Origin of the sequence: Agrobacterium larrymoorei (assembly GCF_013322225.1) — a bacterium.
Classification (GTDB): Bacteria; Pseudomonadota; Alphaproteobacteria; order Rhizobiales; family Rhizobiaceae; genus Agrobacterium; species Agrobacterium larrymoorei_A.
The window spans coordinates 130,544-146,714 of record NZ_JAAMFB010000010.1; the positions used below are offsets into that span (position 1 = coordinate 130,544).

Consider the following 16,171-nt stretch of genomic DNA (forward strand, 5'->3'; position numbering starts at 1 on the left):
TTCAATGAAATCGCCCCATGCTGCCAACGATGACGCGCCATTCTCCTATCCCGTCAAGGTAGGCCATATTTCTGCCAATCCCGTCAGGATTGGTCTGACGGCAAGCACGGAAGAGCTTCAGGCGCTTGCGAAGTTCTGGGATGTCGTTTCCGTCGAGTATCTCAAGAGCGAATTGCAGGTTACGCGCTGGAAGAAGGACGGCATCAGGATCAAGGGACAGGTCGAGGCCCGTTTCACGCAGTCATGCGTGGTGACGCTGGAGCCCGTTTCCAGCGATATCAATGAAAAGGTGGAGCAGATTTTCGTACCCGAAGGGTCGAAGCTAGCGCGCATGGTCACCAATGACGAAGGCGAGATCGTGCTCGATCCGGACGGGCCGGACATTCCGGACCAGTTCGTGGGCGATACGATCGATGTCGGCGTCGTGGTGGCGGAATTCGCCGCTATGGCAATCGATCCTTATCCGCGTAAGGCGGATGTGGATTTTGAAGGATATGGCGAAAAAACGCCATTCGAAGATAAGAAACCATCGCCCTTTGCGGTACTGAAAGACTGGAAAAAAGACTGAATGCCGTCGCAGTAGGCGAATAATTCAGTTGTAAGAGTGGGCGGAAACGGTATTTTCGCCCCAAAAATAACCGCAGAGCGGTCAGAAGGATCAGGGACGAGTGATCAGAATAGCAATTGACGTCATGGGCGGAGATCATGGTCCTGACGTTGTCATCCCCGGCGTGGCAAAAGCGCTCGAGCGGAACAACGACGTGACATTCCTGCTCTATGGGCAGAAGAGCAAATGCGATTCTATTCTGGCGCAATATCCCGCGCTTGTTGCGAAATCGGAATTTTTCGATTGCGAAGTCTCGGTCGGCATGGACGAAAAGCCAAGCCAGGCGCTGCGTCGTGGTCGCTATACGTCCAGCATGTGGCGCGCCATCGAAGCGGTGAAGCTGGGGGAGGCCGATGTCGTGGTCTCCGCTGGCAACACCGGTGCGCTGATGGCCATGGCCAAGTTTTGCCTGCGCACGATGGCACGCATCGAGCGCCCGGCGATTGCTGGCATCTGGCCTACGCTGAAAGGCGAAAGTATCGTTCTCGATATCGGCGCGACCATCGGCGCAGATTCGCAGCAGCTTCTCGATTTCGCCCTGATGGGTGGCGCCATGGCGCGTGCGCTATTCGATATCGACCGCCCGACCGTCGGCCTTCTCAATGTCGGCGTCGAGGAAGTCAAAGGCCAGGAAGAGGTGCGCGAAGCAGGTCGCCTTATCCGTGAGGCCGATCTGGCGACGATCGATTACCGCGGTTTCGTGGAAGGCAACGATATCGGCAAGGGCACGGTCGATGTCGTCGTCACCGAAGGCTTTACCGGCAATATCGCGCTGAAAGCCGCTGAGGGCACCGCAAGACAAATATCCACCCTGCTACGCGAGGCAATTTCCCGCAGCTTCTGGGCCAAGATCGGTTATCTTCTGGCCAAGAGCGCATTCGATGTGCTGCGTGAGAAGATGGACCCGAGCAAGGTCAATGGCGGAGTCTTTCTTGGCCTGAACGGCATCGTGATCAAGAGCCATGGCGGCACGGATGCCCTCGGTTTCGCCTCGGCCATCGATGTCGGCTATGACATGGTGCATAATGGCCTGACCGCGAAGATCGAAAATGATTTGAAAGCTTACCACGCAAGACGGCTTCCGCCCCCGGCGCCTGAAGCTCTCGTGGTCGATGAGGAATAACGGATGATCCGCTCTATTGTACGTGGCTTCGGAGCGGCGCTCCCGAAGCGGGTTATGACGAACCAGGATATCGAAGGCGTTGTCGACACGTCAGACGAATGGATCGTTCAGCGCACCGGCATCAAGCAGCGTTACATTGCGGGCGAGGGCGAAACGACCTCTTCGCTGGGCGAGGCGGCTGCGCGCGCGGCATTGGAAAATGCTGGCATCAAGCCGGAAGACATCGATCTCATCATCGTCGCCACGTCCACGCCGGACAACACCTTCCCGGCAACGGCGGTCAATATCCAGAACCGTCTCGGCATAACCGGAGGTTTCGCGTTTGACGTTCAGGCCGTCTGTTCCGGCTTCGTCTATGCCATGGCAACCGCTGATCTTTATATTCGTGGCGGCATGGCAAAGCGCGTTCTCGTCATCGGCGCGGAAACCTTCTCGCGCATTCTCGACTGGACCGACCGCACCACCTGCGTTCTCTTCGGCGATGGCGCAGGCGCGCTGGTGCTGGAAGCGGACGAGGGCGAAGGCACGACGTCCGATCGCGGTGTGCTTACGTCCAATCTGCGTTCGGATGGTTCCCACAAGGACAAGCTCTATGTGGATGGTGGCCCATCCACCACCGGCACTGTCGGTCACCTGCGCATGGAAGGCCGCGAAGTCTTCAAGCATGCAGTGGGCATGATCACCGACGTTATCGAAGCAGCCTTCGAAGCAACCGGCACCACGGCGGACGATCTGGACTGGCTGGTTCCGCACCAGGCGAACCGCCGTATCATCGATGGTTCAGCCAAAAAGCTTGGCATCCCTACGGAAAAGGTCGTCATCACGGTCGATCAGCACGGCAACACGTCTGCTGCATCCATTCCGCTGGCGTTGGCCGTTGCCGCTTCGGACGGACGCATCAAGCCGGGCGATCTCGTCATGCTGGAGGCCATGGGTGGCGGCTTTACATGGGGCGCGGTTCTGCTGCGTTGGTAAGCCATGCCTGACGCATCGGTGTAACCCCTTGCCATCATTGCCGGAAATCCCTAAACGATTACAGAAACTTTGCTTGACCGGCTGCATCAAGGACAATAGTCTTGAGCAGCTTCAAGATAACAATAGAGAGCTGTGCGGGGAAAAATGGCCGGAAAAACAGTGACACGTGCGGATCTAGCCGAGTCTGTGTTTCGCAAGGTGGGTTTATCCCGGACTGAATCCGCTGAATTGGTCGAAACAGTTATCGACGAAATCTGCAACGCGATCACGCGTGGCGAGGTCGTGAAGCTCTCCTCTTTCGCTACTTTCCAGATTCGCGAAAAGAACGAGCGTATAGGCCGCAATCCAAAGACGGGTGAGGAAGTTCCTATTTCTCCACGTCGTGTCATGACTTTCAAGGCCTCCAACGTCTTGAAGCAGCGCATTCTGAAAGCGCATTCTTCCCGTAAGGCCAAGCAGAAGACGGCCAAGCCTGGCTGACAATTGGCGTCAGGGCCTCAGCCCTGCGCGTTTTCTGCACGCAGAGCGTATTTTGTTCCTGTGAACACACTTGAATTTCAACCGGCAAGCCGTTGAAATAAAGACGATTCGCATCGTACCTTCTTCATGTGTTCTGGAATCTTGCGTGCAGGCAGGATGGGAGTTGAACTTGGATAAAAGCCCCGACGCCTTTCGAACGATCAGCGAAGTCGCAGATGATCTCGATCTGCCGCAACATGTGCTTCGTTTCTGGGAAACCCGGTTTCCGCAGATAAAGCCTATGAAGCGCGGCGGCGGGCGGCGCTATTATCGTCCTGACGATGTTGATCTTTTGAAGGGCATTCGTCACCTGCTTTACGACCACGGCTATACCATCAAGGGCGTGCAAAAGCTGCTCAAGACAAACGGCAACCGTTTCGTCACCGCCATTGCATCTGGCGACATGGCCACTATGGAAGCCATCATGGCTTCCAGCGGCGAGAAACAGACGCCGGAGCCACGCGTCGCTCATGCAGAGGAAGACGAGGTTGTCGGACGCCCCAAAGCGAAACCCAGCGGACGCTTTTTCGGTTTCGGGGGCAGCGCTTCGGATGACGCGTCGGAGATATCGCTCGGTAAGTCCAGCATCAACAAGGATGATCGCGCCCTCTTGCAGGAGGCGCTGTTCGATCTTTTAGAGTGCAAGCGCCTGTTGGATCAGGTTCGTTAATCAGTCTCTCGTCCTTTCTGTATTTGTCCTATGGATTCGGACAGCCAGTCCCTTGGGATGAGCGTGTTTTCCTCCCATAGAGACGCGGTTAGACTAGATTCCGTTGAGAATTACAGAAATGGCGAGCGCGGGCACATCCGGCCAAATTGGGGATAACCCCAAAATTTCCATCTGCATTTATCTTAAATGCCAACCTTTCGGAAACTCCTTGGGCAGATAATGCCGCGTGAAAAAGGAGACGTTCCGTGAGCAAAAGAAAACCGGCAGGCCGTCGTTCTTCGGCGAAATCCAGTGGCGGAGGACTGTGGTCCTGGCTGATGCTTTTCGGTGTGGCTGTTGGTGGCATTCAGCTTTACGAGCATCGCGATACGTTGATGCCGACCGTGAACAGGCTCGTCGCATCATCGACAAAGACCGTCCAACCTTCGTCGAAACCTGTGACAAGAGAAACGGCGGCTGAAAGGCCGAAGTCCGCCACGCAGACGGCGGGCCTGCCTGCGTCTGGCGTTCCCGTGCCGCCACGCTCCATCGGCAACCCTGCCGCCGCCGGGGCTACAAATCAGGTAGCAAGCGCAGCCTTGCCGACGCAACGCCCACAGGTGGAAAACGTCGCTCTTACCGCAAAGCCCGGTAACTTCGCCTTCTGCGGACGCTCCGGTCTGAACAATTGCGTGGCGGACGGAAATACCTTCTGGATGAAGGGCGTGAAAATGAAACTCGCGGGTATCGACGTGCCGCAGACCGATCAAGCCCGCTGCATGGAAGAGCGTGCGAGAGGTTTTACTGCCAAGGTGCGTCTGCGCGATATGCTGAATTCAGGCGGATTTCAGGTCGCCTCAGCCGGTGGTCCCGGAGAGCAGAAAACACTATCCCGCTCCGGCGTATCATTCGCAGACCAGCTCGTTCGTGAAGGTCTCGCTCGCCCCACTGGCTCCGCGAACCGGTCTTGGTGTGGTTGATAGTCTCTCTAACCCCTACCGGTCAGATTACTCATTTGCTGTCGATGAATTTATGGTGCGGACGGCGGGACTTGAACCCGCAAGACCAAAGGTCGGCAGATTTTAAGTCTGCTGCGTATACCGATTCCGCCACGTCCGCTTGCAATTTCATCTACACAGTGCGAGCGGCGTCGGTCAACAAGAAGATTGCTGGAGTTGTCGTTTGGGCTACTATTCAGCTCTTCCAGAACAACGGCATCAACAGGACCAGAACCGTCAGAATTTCAAGACGGCCAAGCAACATCATGATGGAAAGCAGATAGAGTGCGGGATCGCTGATCGTCGAGAAATTACCCGCAGGGCCGATGATGGGGCCAACGCCCGGGCCGACATTTGCGAGCGAGGTTGCGACTGCAGAAGTGGCGGTGAGGAAATCATAGCCCATGGCGCTCATTGCCAGACTACCGCCAATCCAGAGCGCGATAAAGCAGCCGAGGAAGAGAAACACGTTGCGGATCATCTCCACGTCAACGACTTGGCTGCCATAACGTACGGAATACACCGCGTCCGGATAGATCAGTTTCTTCAGCCCGGTTTTCACGACGTTATAGACTATGACGAAGCGATAGGCCTTGATGCCGCCAGCCGTGGAGCCGGAGCAGCCGCCCATGAAAGTGGCGAAGAAGGCGACAACGACCACGAAGGGTCCCCACAACGTATAATCATCGCTCGCAAATCCTCCCGTCGAGAGGATCGAGGTCATGTTGAAGAATGAGTGGCTGAGCGCGATGGGGAGTGGCACCGCGTTCGTAAGATGATGATAAATGCCGACCGCAGCTGAAATGATGCAAAGATAGCCGATGAAAATGCGGATCTGGGGGTCGTGGAGAATATCCAGCCGTCCTCGTAGCGCAAGAAGGATCATCACAGAAAAAGGCAAGCTTCCCAAAATCAGGAAGAATGTCGCAATCCACAGCAGCGCGACGTTATCGCCAAAGAATGCGAAGGAGGCGTCATGGGTGGAAAAGCCGCCGGTGGCGACTGCAGACATTGCATGGTTCAAGGCATCGAAATGCGTCATCCCGGCAAAATCGAAGGCGACGGCGCAGGCGATGGTCATGACCATATAGATGCCGACGAAAGCGCGGGTAAAGCTTGCCAGCCGCGCGAATGGTCTGTCACTGGCCGTATCTGATGATTCCATGCGGAAGAACGTCATGCCGCCGACGCGCAGAAGTGGCAGTATGAAGAGGCCGAGCGCCACGATACCTATGCCGCCCAGCCAGCAGAGAAGGGAGCGCCAGATCAAAATGCCTTGAGGTGCGTTGTCTAATCCTGAAACGACCGTAGCGCCTGTGGTGGTTATGGCGGAGATGGACTCGAACAATGCCTGTGCAAAGCTGAGATCAAGCTCCGAAAGATAGAGCGGCACGGCTCCGACCAGCGAGAACACTAGCCACAAAAGGTTGACGAGCAGAAAACCGAAGCGCTTGTTGAAGGTCGGCATCGGTCCGCGCGTTGCAAAGGCGCAGGCAAGCGCGAAGCCGCCGCACATGAAGCCCGATGTCGCAAACACCTGCCAGTCATTGTTGCCGTAATAAAGATCCGTCATGGCGGGAACGAACATCGCCGTTGCCATGTAAAGCCCGAAGATGGACGCGATGTATATGACTGCGCGCAGAAGGTTGGTGTTCAAAAAATGAAACCCTAATCGAGTGAGGCGTACCGAAGTTGCGCAAAGAGTCTTTGTGTCATGCGGTCACCTATGGCATAGCGGGTGCCATCTGGAATTTCAATGGATTGAAAATCGTGGACAAACTGCTTGTAGAAGCCGCACGGCGGGAAGTTAGGGAGATATTTCCCGAAACGCCGTTGCAGTTGAATGAACACTTGAGCCGCCGCTATGGAGCGGAGATTTGGCTCAAGCGTGAAGATCTCACGCCCGTTCGTTCCTACAAGATTAGAGGCGCGTTCAATTTTCTCCGTAAAGCGGTTTCAAAAGCCGGCAAAAACAAGGTTTTTGTCTGCGCATCGGCTGGTAATCATGCACAGGGATTCGCTTTTGCCTGCCGTCATTTCGGCGTCCATGGCGTCGTCTTCATGCCCGTTACCACGCCGCAGCAGAAGATTGAAAAGACCCGTATTTTTGGCGGGGAATTCATCAAGATCAGGCTGGTCGGCGATATTTTCGACCAGTGCTACGCGGCCGCACGCCAGTACGTCGAGGAGAATGACGGCTATATGGTGCCGCCCTTCGACCATATGGACATCATCGAAGGACAGGCTACGGTTGCGGCGGAAGTCGTGGATCAGCTTCCCGATGGAGCAAAGCCCGATATCGTCGTTATGCCAGTTGGTGGTGGTGGCTTGTCCGCCGGTTTGACAGGCTTCTTTTCGGGAACGGTGGCGAAAGAAAATTTCGTGTTCTGCGAACCGGAGGGAGCGCCGAGCCTGAAAAAGAGCCTTGAAGCAGGACAGCCTGTAACCCTGAACAAGGTCGATAATTTCGTGGATGGCGCAGCCGTTGCACGCATCGGCGATCTCAATTTCGAAGCACTGAAGCAGTTCTCCTCCGAACAGGTTCAGCTCATACCGGAAAACGCGATTTGCGTAACGATGATCGAGATGCTGAACCTTGAGGGCGTCGTACTGGAGCCAGCGGGTGCGCTTTCCATCGCAGCGCTGGAGAAGCTTGGCAGGGAAAAGCTGGAGGGCAAGCGCGTGATCTGCGTGGTTTCCGGCGGTAATTTCGATTTCGAGCGTCTGCCGGATGTGAAGGAACGCGCGATGCGTTATGCGGGCGTGAAGAAATACTTCATCCTGCGTCTGCCACAGCGCCCGGGCGCGCTGCGCGACTTCCTGAACCTGCTGGGACCGGACGATGACGTCGCCCGCTTTGAATATCTCAAAAAGTCGGCGCGCAACTTCGGTTCTATCCTTATCGGCATAGAAACCACGGAGCGCGAGAACTTTACCGGCCTGTTCGAGCGTTTCGAAGCGGCAGGGCTGGGTTATGAGGACATTACCGAGAACGAAATCCTCGCCAACCTCATTATCTGATAGAGAACGCTGATAAACGGGGCGGCCATGACCGCCCTGCCTCAGACAACAGGAAGGTAAATCAATGGCTTCGTTTTTCGCGAAACTCTTTTCCGCTTTCGGCTCCGGCCAGTCCGAGCAGACGCCGCAGAAAACCGAAGCCGCGCAGGCGCATCCGTATGGTGATTGCCTGATCTATCCGACCCCGATGAAAGAGGGCGGGCAATATCGCCTAGCAGGCCGAATCGAGAAGAAGGCGGGAGACGAAGTGTTGGTGCATGAATTCGTTCGTGCCGATATGTTCAGCAGTCTTGACGATGCCGTGGAGTGCACCGTCCGTAAGGCGCAGCTCATTATCGACCAGAACGGGCCTTCGTTGTTCACCAGCCAAAAATAAAGGCCGCGAAAGATTTTCGCAGCCATTGAGGTAAGTAGGATCAAGCGGCGCCGCGACGCCGCTTTTTTGTTGGCTCAGGCGGCGCTGGCCAGCTCTTCAACCTTGGCATTGGCAGCGGCGATTGCCTTTTCGGCAGCTTCAGGTCCGAATGCCAGGCCTTCAATGCGAATGACTTCCACATCCGTCAGTCCCAGGAACGCAAGGATGGTCTTAAGGTAGGGAACCGCGTGTTCCAACGCTGCAGCAGGACCCTGCGAGTAGACGCCAGCGGAAGACAAAACGACGTACACCTTTTTGCCCGTTACAAGCCCAACCGGACCGTTTTCCGTGTACTTGAACGTCAGGCCAGCGCGGGCAACGTTATCGATCCAGGACTTAAGGCCGGAATATATGTTGAAGTTGATGAGGCCGGTACCCAAAACCACAGCGTCTGCTTCCATAAGCTCGGCAACGCGTTTGTCGGAGTAATCGGCAGCAACGGCTTCCTCCGCATTGCGCTGGTCGGCAGTCTTACGGATCGCCGATGTCGTGACGCTGTCCAGATGGGGAATAGGGTTTGCGCCGAGGTCGAGGTGGGTGACAGAGCCTTCAGGCTTGGCCAGCTTGGTCGCCAGATCGACGGCGAACTTGTTAGAAAGAGATTCAGCGCCGCGCGGGCTGGAGGTAACGAGAAGAATTTTAGACATTGAATATGGTCCTTCTTGAATAACTTTGTGATCGGGCGGGGCAGGGAAGGCCCAATCGTTGGCGCATATATCGACTAATGTTCTCATCAAGAAAACCGTGATAATGTGGAAGCTAACTATCGAATAATTGGATGGACCATGGACGCCAACCCCACACTGGACCAGTTGCAGGTTTTCCTGACCGTTGCCGAAACCGGCAGCTTTTCCGCTGCCTCGCGCTCGCTCAACCGTGCGCAATCCGTGGTCAGCTACACCATTGCCAATCTTGAGGCGCAGCTGGAAGTCACCCTGTTCGAGCGCGCTGGCCGCCACTCGAAGCTGACCGATGAAGGCCGCGCCATGGTGGAGGATGCCCGCCGCATCGTTGCCGGTTTGCAGGAAATGCGTGCCCGCGCCAAAGGCCTGAAACAGGGGCTGGAAGCTGAAGTGTCTCTAGTTCTCAGCACGATTGTCCCGGCAGAGGTCGTCGTTGCTGTGCTGCGGGAGTTCCGCGATGCTTTTCCAACCGTCTCGCTCAACCTCAATGTGGGCGAACTTGGCATGGTGACGGAGATGGTGATGAGCCGCAAGGCGGCCATCGGTATTGGCGGAGCCATGTTCCATCAGGATGATGGGCTGATCGTGGAGAAGATTGGCCACTCCTTCATGGTGCCGGTTGCCGCGGCAGACCACCCGCTAGCCCTTCTGGATCGCCCGCTGACGCTCGCAGATGTGAGGGAAGAGGTGCAGCTTGTGGTGATGGATATGTCCGGGCTGACAAAAGGGCGAGATTTCAATGTGCTTTCTTACAGGAAATGGCGCGTCAGCGATATCGCTACGAAGTACCAGCTTATCAAAGGCGGCCTTGGCTGGGGCGGCCTTCCGGCATCGCTGGTGAGAAACGATGTCATCAATGGCAGTCTGAAAGTGCTGGAACTGGACGCTTACGAGATCGGAGAATACCCGCTCTACTCCCTGCGCAAAACCGACACCCCGGCTGGTCCAGCGACGAAATGGCTGATCAACAGTTTCCACGAGCGGCTATCAAGATGCCCGGAAAACAAGACGCTTGTTTCGAGCGGGGTTCGTGTCCGGTTGAAAGATGCGGCGGAATAGAGGACAGGCTGAGGCCTCACTGGCGTCAGTTTTTTTCTTCGCGGCCAACTGGAGAATGTCTTTATTGCAAAACCGCCGCACTCTTTTGCGGAACATTCTTTAACAAAAAAAGCCCCCGCGACCATGCGCAGGGGCTTCGATAGACCAATTCTGAACCGATCAGTCGTCCAGCTTGTCGTAGTCAAGCTTTGGCGCGTTCTGGAGAGCGTCCTTGGTGGTGTCGACGTAGGCCTTCCATGTGCCGTTATCGTTCTGGACGGCAACGGATGCTGGGTCGAGAACCACATAGCTCTCATCGATTCCGAGGAAGCCACCGACGCTGGCGACGAGACCAATCACTGTCTTGCCATCGCCGATCACCACATCTTCAATCTCACCGATCTCTTCGTTCTGGGCATTGTAAATGTCCATGCCATCGAGCTGCGAAGCGGTGAGGTCGGTTTTCTGCACGTTGACGAACTTCAGCGGGCCGCTCGCTTTGTTGCCCATGGTGATGCCCGGGCCCGAGAGCGTCGCATCCGCACCAGCCGCAGGCGCATCGGCAGGAGCCGGGGCAGCGGCCGTCTGTGCGAAGGCAACAGAAGAGGTGAGGGCTGCGGCGGCAGCCAGTGCGAAAACCTTGTTTTTCATGATGTTTCTTCCCTTGTGTATGCTGAACATGATGTTCGGGGGAAGAACACGTGGGGCTGGATTTGGTTCCTGCTCCCACGCCAACAAATCCGGCGTCCTGCCAGGATGTGATTATCTGCGATCCCTCAGACGCGCCGGTCTACTTGGTGCTGCATTAAATCTTTCTTACTGGAAATGCCTCAAGCCGAAAGCATCAGTTCCATATTCTGCACGGCTGCGCCTGATGCGCCTTTGCCGAGATTGTCCAGAACCGCGACGAGATTGATGTGTTCTTCTGTGCCGAAGACGTAGAGCTTCATCGTGTCTTGATCGACCAGTTCTTCCGTGTCGATGCGCGCCAGCGATTTGCTCGTTTCCAGCGGAACGACCTGCACGATCGACTGGCCAGCGTAATGGGCCGTTAACGCCGCATGAACCGTCTCGACGGTCGTGCCTTCCTCGAGGTCGGCAGCAAAGAGCGGCACCTGCACGATCATGCCCTGCGCGAAGCGACCAACGGAGGGAGAGAAAAGGGGCGAACGATCCAGCAGGCCATGGCTCTTCATTTCCGGCACATGCTTGTGCTTAAGCGTTAGGCCGTAAACAAAGTTGTTGGCGCTGATCGCGTCTTCGCGGCTCTGGTCTTCCATCTGGCCGATCATCTGCTTGCCGCCGCCGCTGTAACCGGAAACCGCATTGATGCTGACCGGGTAGCCATCCGGGAGTATGCCCGCGGCACGCAGAGGGCGGATGAGGCCGATAGCGCCGGTCGGGTAGCAACCGGGGTTGGCAACGAAGCGTGCGGAGCGGACCTTTTCCGCCTGATCCCTGTCCATCTCGGCAAAGCCATAGGCCCAATCCTGATGGACGCGGAAGGCCGTGGACGTATCGATGATCCGCACCTTGTTGTTGCCGGACACCATGGAAACCGCTTCCTTTGAAGCATCGTCCGGCAGGCAGAGGATAGAAATATCCGCGCTGTTGAGCATGTCCTCACGCATGGCCGCGTTGCGGCGTTCCGCCTCGGGGATGGACAGCAGCTCTATATCGCGGCGGTCGGCCAGGCGCGTGCGGATCTGCAAGCCCGTGGTGCCGTGTTCGCCATCGATGAAGATTTTCGCTGCCATGTCCTTACCTTACATTTTCAATATGTTGCGGGATTTACCGGATTCTATTTGCCAATGATCTGACTCAAAATCTCAAGCGGATTTCGCCAGCCTTTCGGCACGCAGGCCAAGCATATACATTGCAACCGTTGCCCCGGCAATGGCGGTAATGTCCGCATGGTCGTAAGCGGGTGCCACCTCCACCACGTCCGAGCCGCGTATGTCGAGCTGACCGAGACCGCGCAGGACGGACAAGATTTTAGCGCTGGTCGGCCCACCCGCGACGGGTGTTCCGGTGCCAGGCGCAAAGGCCGGATCGAGGCAATCGATATCGAAGGTGAGATAGGTGGGCAGCCCGCCCGTCTGCTTGATGATGAGCGAAGCGATATCGCTGGCGCGCATCTCTTCCACCTCATAGCCGTAGAGGATATTGATGCCGAAATCCTCCGGCGCATGGGTGCGGATGCCGATCTGGATCGAGCGATCCGGATCGATCAGACCCTCGCGCACGGCTCGGGCAACGAACGAGCCGTGATCGAGCCGTCTGCCGTCGTCGAACCATGTGTCCTGATGGGCATCGAACTGTACCAGCGCCAATGGTCCGTGCTTGGCGACATGGGCTTTTAGCAATGGCCAGGTGATGAAGTGATCACCACCCAGCGTCAGTAGATAATCGGCCTTGGCAATGATGTTGCGCGTTTCCTGCTCGATAGTCTCGGGCGTCTGCCAGTGATTGCCGTAATCCAGCAGGCAATCGCCGTAATCGATTGTCGGCATATGTTCGAAGAGATCGCGGGCGAAGGGATATTGCGGATCGTTATCGAAAATCGCCGAGGCGCGGCGGATGGCCTGCGGCCCGAACCGCGCACCGGGACGATTGGAGGTCGCCGCATCGAATGGAATGCCCCAGACCACGGTCGAAACGCCTTCCAAATCCTTGCTATATCGGCGGCGCATGAAGGACAGGACGCCCGCATGAGTGGGGTCTGTCGCTGCCGCAGTGAGAGACGAAGATGTGAAGGCATGATCGATGGTTTTTGCTGGCATTGAGAACCCCTTCGATGATGAATAGCGCGAAGACTCAATACCGCATTAAGCTGTTCAGGATAAGGTCGGTAAGAATTACTTCGCTGATATGACGGGCATATGCCAATCATAAATGACACCCCGCACGGTAAGCAGATTTCATGAATTACAGAGCAGAGATAGATGGATTGCGCGCCTTGGCGGTGCTCGCTGTTATTTTTGCGCATGCCGGATTCACGATGTTCGATGGCGGGTTCATCGGCGTCGATGTGTTCTTCGTCATCAGCGGCTATCTGATCACCACCATCATTCTGAGCGAATATGCCAAGGGTGAATTTTCGCTGATCCGGTTTTATGAACGGCGCGCGCGGCGTATTCTGCCTGCGCTCTTCTTCGTTCTGGTCTGCACGCTTCCCTTCGCCTGGATGTGGCTGCTGCCGACGGCTTATGAGCAGTTTTCCAAAAGCCTGATGATGGCGACGCTTTCCGTTTCCAACATCTATTTTCTGAAAAAGACGGATTACTTCGCGCCGGATTCATCCGAAGTGCCCTTGCTCCACACCTGGAGTCTTGGCGTGGAGGAGCAGTTTTACCTGCTCTTTCCGCTGCTCTTTCTGTTTCGTCTCAGGACCAGCACGCTTTTCCGCATCATACTCACCGTTGCCCTTGCCAGTCTTGTGGCGAGTGAGGTCGGCGCGAGATACTTTCCTTCCGCCAATTATTATCTGCTTCCCACCCGCATATGGGAAATCCTGGCTGGCTTCATCTGTGCTTTTCTCGTTCATGGAAAGACGCGGACGGAGAATGGTGTGTTGGCTGGCGCGGGGCTGAGCCTCGTCATCCTCTCGATATTCCTGTTCGACTCCACAACGCGCGTGCCATCCTTGCTTGCGATCTTGCCCGTTGGAGGCACTGCGCTGTTCCTGCTTTATGGTTCGCAGACGTCGATCCTCGGGAGAGTACTGACGCTCTCGCCCCTCGTCTGGATAGGCCAGATCAGCTTCAGCGCTTACCTGTGGCACCAGCCGGTGTTCGCCTTCTGGCGCATCCGAAGCCCGGAGCCTCCATCGACGCCGGTCATGTGGCTTCTGATCGGGCTGACTTTACTCCTATCCATTTTTAGCTGGTATTTGGTGGAACAACCGTTCCGCGGACGAAAGATTACTTTTTCTCGATTGATCCCAGCCGCAGGTGCTTGTGTCGGGGCGCTGGTCGGTTTCGGCGCATGGGGAGATTTAAAGGAAGGCTTGCCATTTCGCCTGCCGCCGGAGGTGAAGGAGTTCGTCGACAGAACCACATGGAGCGACAAGTGTCTGTTCCAGGTGAAAGATGGACTTCCCGCCCTGCCCAATACGGACTGTATGTTCAACATCGGTAGCGGAAAGACAATTGCTATATGGGGTGATTCCATCGCTGCCGCGCTTTCCCCATCGCTGCTGGATGATTTAGAAGATCGGGATATAGGCCTGGTGCAACTGACCCATGGTTTCTGCGCTCCGATCGTCAATGTTTCGACAGCGCGGGACGAGGGGGCTGGAAATTGCGAGGCCTTCAACAGACGTGCGATGGATTATCTGGCCGTTAGCAACATCGACACGGTGGTTCTGGCGGCCTCTTGGGTGAATTTCTTCAATTCTCGGTACATGGACGTCGATGACCAAGAGGTTTCCGGCGATTCCATTTCGGTAAAGCTTCTGGCCGATAATCTGCGCGAAACAGTCCAGAACCTGCAGGCAACCGGCAAGCAGGTGGTGATCGTCTATCCTACCCCGCGCTTCGATAAGCCGGTTATGGACGTCATGGCAGCCCGCATCATCAAGGGCGATCTTTCGCCAGACTTCGATTATTCTTATGCGGCATTCAAGGCCAACACTGCCAGAGCGAACGATATTCTGAACATGGGCCTGCCCGACGATGTGAAAAAGGTGCTGCCGGAAAAGATATTCTGCGACCCTGATTCCGCCGCAGGCTGCCTATTCGGGCGTGACGGCGTCGCTTACATCGCTGACCGTGGGCACTATACTCGGATCGGCGCGCATATGGTGGTTGACCGTATAGCGGATGAACTGTTCAGCACCGAAAGCGAAATCAAACCCGTGACGTTCAGCTTGAACTGATTGCTCATATACGCGGATTGAAACACAGCCCAAACAAAAAGGCGGAGCCGAAGCCCCGCCTTTTCGATTTCCATATTACAGAAGCGATTAGCGCTTGGAGAACTGGAAGCTACGGCGAGCCTTGGCCTTACCGTACTTCTTACGTTCAACAACGCGGCTATCGCGGGTCAGGAAGCCGCCCTTCTTCAGAACGGAGCGCAGGCCCGGTTCGAAGTAGGTGAGGGCCTTGGACAGACCGTGACGAACAGCACCGGCCTGGCCGGAAAGACCGCCGCCAGCAACCGTTGCGATGATGTCGAACTGGCCAGAGCGAGCAGCAGCAACGAGAGGCTGCTGAAGGATCATCTGGAGAACCGGGCGTGCGAAATATGCAGAGAAATCGCGGCCGTTGATGATGATCTTGCCGGAACCAGCCTTGACCCATACGCGGGCTACGGCGTTCTTGCGCTTGCCGGTCGCGTAGGAGCGGCCGAGAGTGTCAACCTTGCGGACGTGTACGGGAGCCGAAGCTTCCGACGATGCCGAGGCGAGGTCTTTCAGAGAGGAAAGATCGGCCATTATCAGGCGCTCCTTACGTTCTTGCTGTTCAGCGATGCTACGTCGAGAGCGACTGGCTGCTGTGCTTCGTGTGGGTGGTTCGAACCAGCGTAAACGCGAAGGTTCTTCATCTGGCGACGGCCAAGCGGACCACGTGGGATCATACGCTCAACAGCCTTTTCGAGAACGCGCTCAGGAAAGCGGCCTTCGATGATCTGACGAACTGTACGTTCCTTGATGCCGCCCGGATAACCGGTGTGCCAGTAGTACTTCTTGTCGGAATACTTCTTGCCGGTGAAGACGCACTTTTCAGCGTTGATGATGATGACGTTGTCGCCGTCGTCAACGTGAGGGGTGTAGGTTGCCTTGTGCTTGCCGCGCAGGCGGGTAGCAACGAGGGTAGCGAGACGACCAACAACGAGGCCTTCGGCATCGATGATGATCCACTTCTTCTCCACCTCAGCGGGCTTCTGAACGAAAGTAGACATAGTTTTGACTTTCTGTTGGACCCGTCATCTTCTTTATAGAAAGAACATGCGGGCGTTTCTTGTTGCTTGATTTGGTCGCATTTGCGCGAGCCGGAAAGACCTGTATTCCAGAAGAACTCAGTCTGGCGCGCTTATAAGCGGTAGACGGAAAAGCGTCAACAGTAGCGAAAATTCAATCGTTAAAAATATGATAGTAAATTCAATGGCTTGTTCATGTGGTTTTATAATACCACAATAAA

General features: G+C 56.1%; 17 protein-coding genes and 1 tRNA gene. 10 read left to right on the plus strand and 8 right to left on the minus strand.

Going from position 1 to position 16,171, the window contains the following annotated elements; translation table 11 throughout:
• Positions 1 to 4 precede the first annotated feature (4 nt).
• The 6 genes from G6L28_RS05470 to G6L28_RS05495 all read left to right on the plus strand — a co-directional run bounded on the left by G6L28_RS05470 (position 5) and on the right by G6L28_RS05495 (position 4,853).
• The gene (locus tag G6L28_RS05470; RefSeq protein WP_174062782.1) at positions 5 to 568 is read left to right on the plus strand and encodes a YceD family protein; all 564 of its coding nucleotides are present in this window, start codon (positions 5 to 7) and stop codon (positions 566 to 568) included.
• Between the two features lie 100 nt (positions 569 to 668).
• Entirely contained in the window at positions 669 to 1,730 is a 1,062-nt protein-coding gene (gene plsX, locus G6L28_RS05475; RefSeq protein WP_174062783.1) for a phosphate acyltransferase PlsX, read from the plus strand.
• A 3-nt stretch (positions 1,731 to 1,733) separates the two neighbouring features.
• Entirely contained in the window at positions 1,734 to 2,705 is a 972-nt protein-coding gene (locus G6L28_RS05480) for a beta-ketoacyl-ACP synthase III (RefSeq protein ID WP_174062784.1), read from the plus strand.
• 144 nt (positions 2,706 to 2,849) lie between these two features.
• Positions 2,850 to 3,185, plus strand: a complete 336-nt coding sequence (locus G6L28_RS05485; RefSeq protein ID WP_174062785.1) for an integration host factor subunit alpha — start codon at positions 2,850 to 2,852, stop codon at positions 3,183 to 3,185.
• 169 nt (positions 3,186 to 3,354) lie between these two features.
• A complete protein-coding gene (locus tag G6L28_RS05490; RefSeq protein ID WP_174062786.1) occupies positions 3,355 to 3,894 on the plus strand; it encodes a MerR family transcriptional regulator in 540 nt (179 codons plus the stop codon).
• Between the two features lie 245 nt (positions 3,895 to 4,139).
• Entirely contained in the window at positions 4,140 to 4,853 is a 714-nt protein-coding gene (locus G6L28_RS05495; RefSeq protein ID WP_174062787.1) for a nuclease, read from the plus strand.
• Between the two features lie 53 nt (positions 4,854 to 4,906).
• On the opposite strand, the gene G6L28_RS05500 is transcribed toward G6L28_RS05495, so the two are convergent.
• Positions 4,907 to 4,992: transfer RNA gene (locus tag G6L28_RS05500), tRNA-Leu, on the minus strand.
• Between the two features lie 75 nt (positions 4,993 to 5,067).
• Positions 5,068 to 6,528, minus strand: a complete 1,461-nt coding sequence (locus G6L28_RS05505) for a TrkH family potassium uptake protein (RefSeq protein ID WP_174062788.1) — start codon at positions 6,526 to 6,528, stop codon at positions 5,068 to 5,070.
• 113 nt (positions 6,529 to 6,641) lie between these two features.
• On the opposite strand from G6L28_RS05505, the gene ilvA reads away from it, so the two are divergent.
• On the plus strand, positions 6,642 to 7,892 hold the full coding sequence (gene ilvA, locus G6L28_RS05510; RefSeq protein WP_174062905.1) for a threonine ammonia-lyase: 1,251 nt from the start codon (positions 6,642 to 6,644) through the stop codon (positions 7,890 to 7,892).
• A 64-nt stretch (positions 7,893 to 7,956) separates the two neighbouring features.
• Entirely contained in the window at positions 7,957 to 8,268 is a 312-nt protein-coding gene (locus tag G6L28_RS05515; RefSeq protein ID WP_174062789.1) for an HlyU family transcriptional regulator, read from the plus strand.
• 74 nt (positions 8,269 to 8,342) lie between these two features.
• Here G6L28_RS05515 and G6L28_RS05520 read toward each other — a convergent pair whose 3' ends face one another.
• Positions 8,343 to 8,954, minus strand: coding sequence for an FMN-dependent NADH-azoreductase (locus G6L28_RS05520; protein ID WP_174062790.1), 612 nt, complete (start codon positions 8,952 to 8,954; stop codon positions 8,343 to 8,345).
• Between the two features lie 138 nt (positions 8,955 to 9,092).
• On the opposite strand from G6L28_RS05520, the gene G6L28_RS05525 reads away from it, so the two are divergent.
• Entirely contained in the window at positions 9,093 to 10,049 is a 957-nt protein-coding gene (locus G6L28_RS05525) for a LysR family transcriptional regulator (protein WP_174062791.1), read from the plus strand.
• Between the two features lie 159 nt (positions 10,050 to 10,208).
• Here G6L28_RS05525 and G6L28_RS05530 read toward each other — a convergent pair whose 3' ends face one another.
• From G6L28_RS05530 to speB, 3 genes are all read right to left on the minus strand, one after another.
• Entirely contained in the window at positions 10,209 to 10,679 is a 471-nt protein-coding gene (locus tag G6L28_RS05530) for a PRC-barrel domain-containing protein (RefSeq protein ID WP_174062792.1), read from the minus strand.
• A 179-nt stretch (positions 10,680 to 10,858) separates the two neighbouring features.
• Positions 10,859 to 11,785, minus strand: a complete 927-nt coding sequence (argC, locus tag G6L28_RS05535; protein WP_174062793.1) for an N-acetyl-gamma-glutamyl-phosphate reductase — start codon at positions 11,783 to 11,785, stop codon at positions 10,859 to 10,861.
• Between the two features lie 72 nt (positions 11,786 to 11,857).
• Positions 11,858 to 12,811 carry an agmatinase gene (speB, locus tag G6L28_RS05540; protein WP_174062794.1) on the minus strand — a complete coding sequence of 318 codons (954 nt, stop codon included), beginning with the start codon at positions 12,809 to 12,811 and terminating at the stop codon, positions 11,858 to 11,860.
• A gap of 140 nt (positions 12,812 to 12,951) precedes the next feature.
• Here speB and G6L28_RS05545 point away from each other — a divergent pair, with 140 nt between their 5' ends.
• Complete coding sequence (locus tag G6L28_RS05545) at positions 12,952 to 14,907, plus strand: acyltransferase family protein (RefSeq protein WP_174062795.1); 1,956 nt, start codon at positions 12,952 to 12,954, stop codon at positions 14,905 to 14,907.
• An 87-nt stretch (positions 14,908 to 14,994) separates the two neighbouring features.
• On the opposite strand, the gene rpsI is transcribed toward G6L28_RS05545, so the two are convergent.
• Both rpsI and rplM read right to left on the minus strand, forming a co-directional pair.
• Positions 14,995 to 15,465, minus strand: a complete 471-nt coding sequence (rpsI, locus tag G6L28_RS05550; RefSeq protein ID WP_174062796.1) for a 30S ribosomal protein S9 — start codon at positions 15,463 to 15,465, stop codon at positions 14,995 to 14,997.
• 2 nt (positions 15,466 to 15,467) lie between these two features.
• Positions 15,468 to 15,932 carry a 50S ribosomal protein L13 gene (gene rplM / locus G6L28_RS05555; protein WP_174062797.1) on the minus strand — a complete coding sequence of 155 codons (465 nt, stop codon included), beginning with the start codon at positions 15,930 to 15,932 and terminating at the stop codon, positions 15,468 to 15,470.
• Positions 15,933 to 16,171: the final 239 nt, after the last annotated feature.

What these genes read in the sequence shown, in the direction of transcription:
- G6L28_RS05470 (WP_174062782.1), top strand. Translation starts at nt 5, where the DNA reads ATGAAATCGCCCCATGCTGCCAACGATGACGCGCCATTCTCCTATCCC.
- G6L28_RS05480 (WP_174062784.1), top strand. Translation starts at nt 1,734, where the DNA reads ATGATCCGCTCTATTGTACGTGGCTTCGGAGCGGCGCTCCCGAAGCGG.
- G6L28_RS05485 (WP_174062785.1), top strand. Translation starts at nt 2,850, where the DNA reads ATGGCCGGAAAAACAGTGACACGTGCGGATCTAGCCGAGTCTGTGTTT.
- G6L28_RS05515 (WP_174062789.1), top strand. Translation starts at nt 7,957, where the DNA reads ATGGCTTCGTTTTTCGCGAAACTCTTTTCCGCTTTCGGCTCCGGCCAG.
- G6L28_RS05520 (WP_174062790.1), bottom strand. Translation starts at nt 8,954, where the DNA reads ATGTCTAAAATTCTTCTCGTTACCTCCAGCCCGCGCGGCGCTGAATCT.
- G6L28_RS05525 (WP_174062791.1), top strand. Translation starts at nt 9,093, where the DNA reads ATGGACGCCAACCCCACACTGGACCAGTTGCAGGTTTTCCTGACCGTT.
- G6L28_RS05530 (WP_174062792.1), bottom strand. Translation starts at nt 10,679, where the DNA reads ATGAAAAACAAGGTTTTCGCACTGGCTGCCGCCGCAGCCCTCACCTCT.
- argC (WP_174062793.1), bottom strand. Translation starts at nt 11,785, where the DNA reads ATGGCAGCGAAAATCTTCATCGATGGCGAACACGGCACCACGGGCTTG.
- speB (WP_174062794.1), bottom strand. Translation starts at nt 12,811, where the DNA reads ATGCCAGCAAAAACCATCGATCATGCCTTCACATCTTCGTCTCTCACT.
- G6L28_RS05545 (WP_174062795.1), top strand. Translation starts at nt 12,952, where the DNA reads ATGAATTACAGAGCAGAGATAGATGGATTGCGCGCCTTGGCGGTGCTC.
- rpsI (WP_174062796.1), bottom strand. Translation starts at nt 15,465, where the DNA reads ATGGCCGATCTTTCCTCTCTGAAAGACCTCGCCTCGGCATCGTCGGAA.
- rplM (WP_174062797.1), bottom strand. Translation starts at nt 15,932, where the DNA reads ATGTCTACTTTCGTTCAGAAGCCCGCTGAGGTGGAGAAGAAGTGGATC.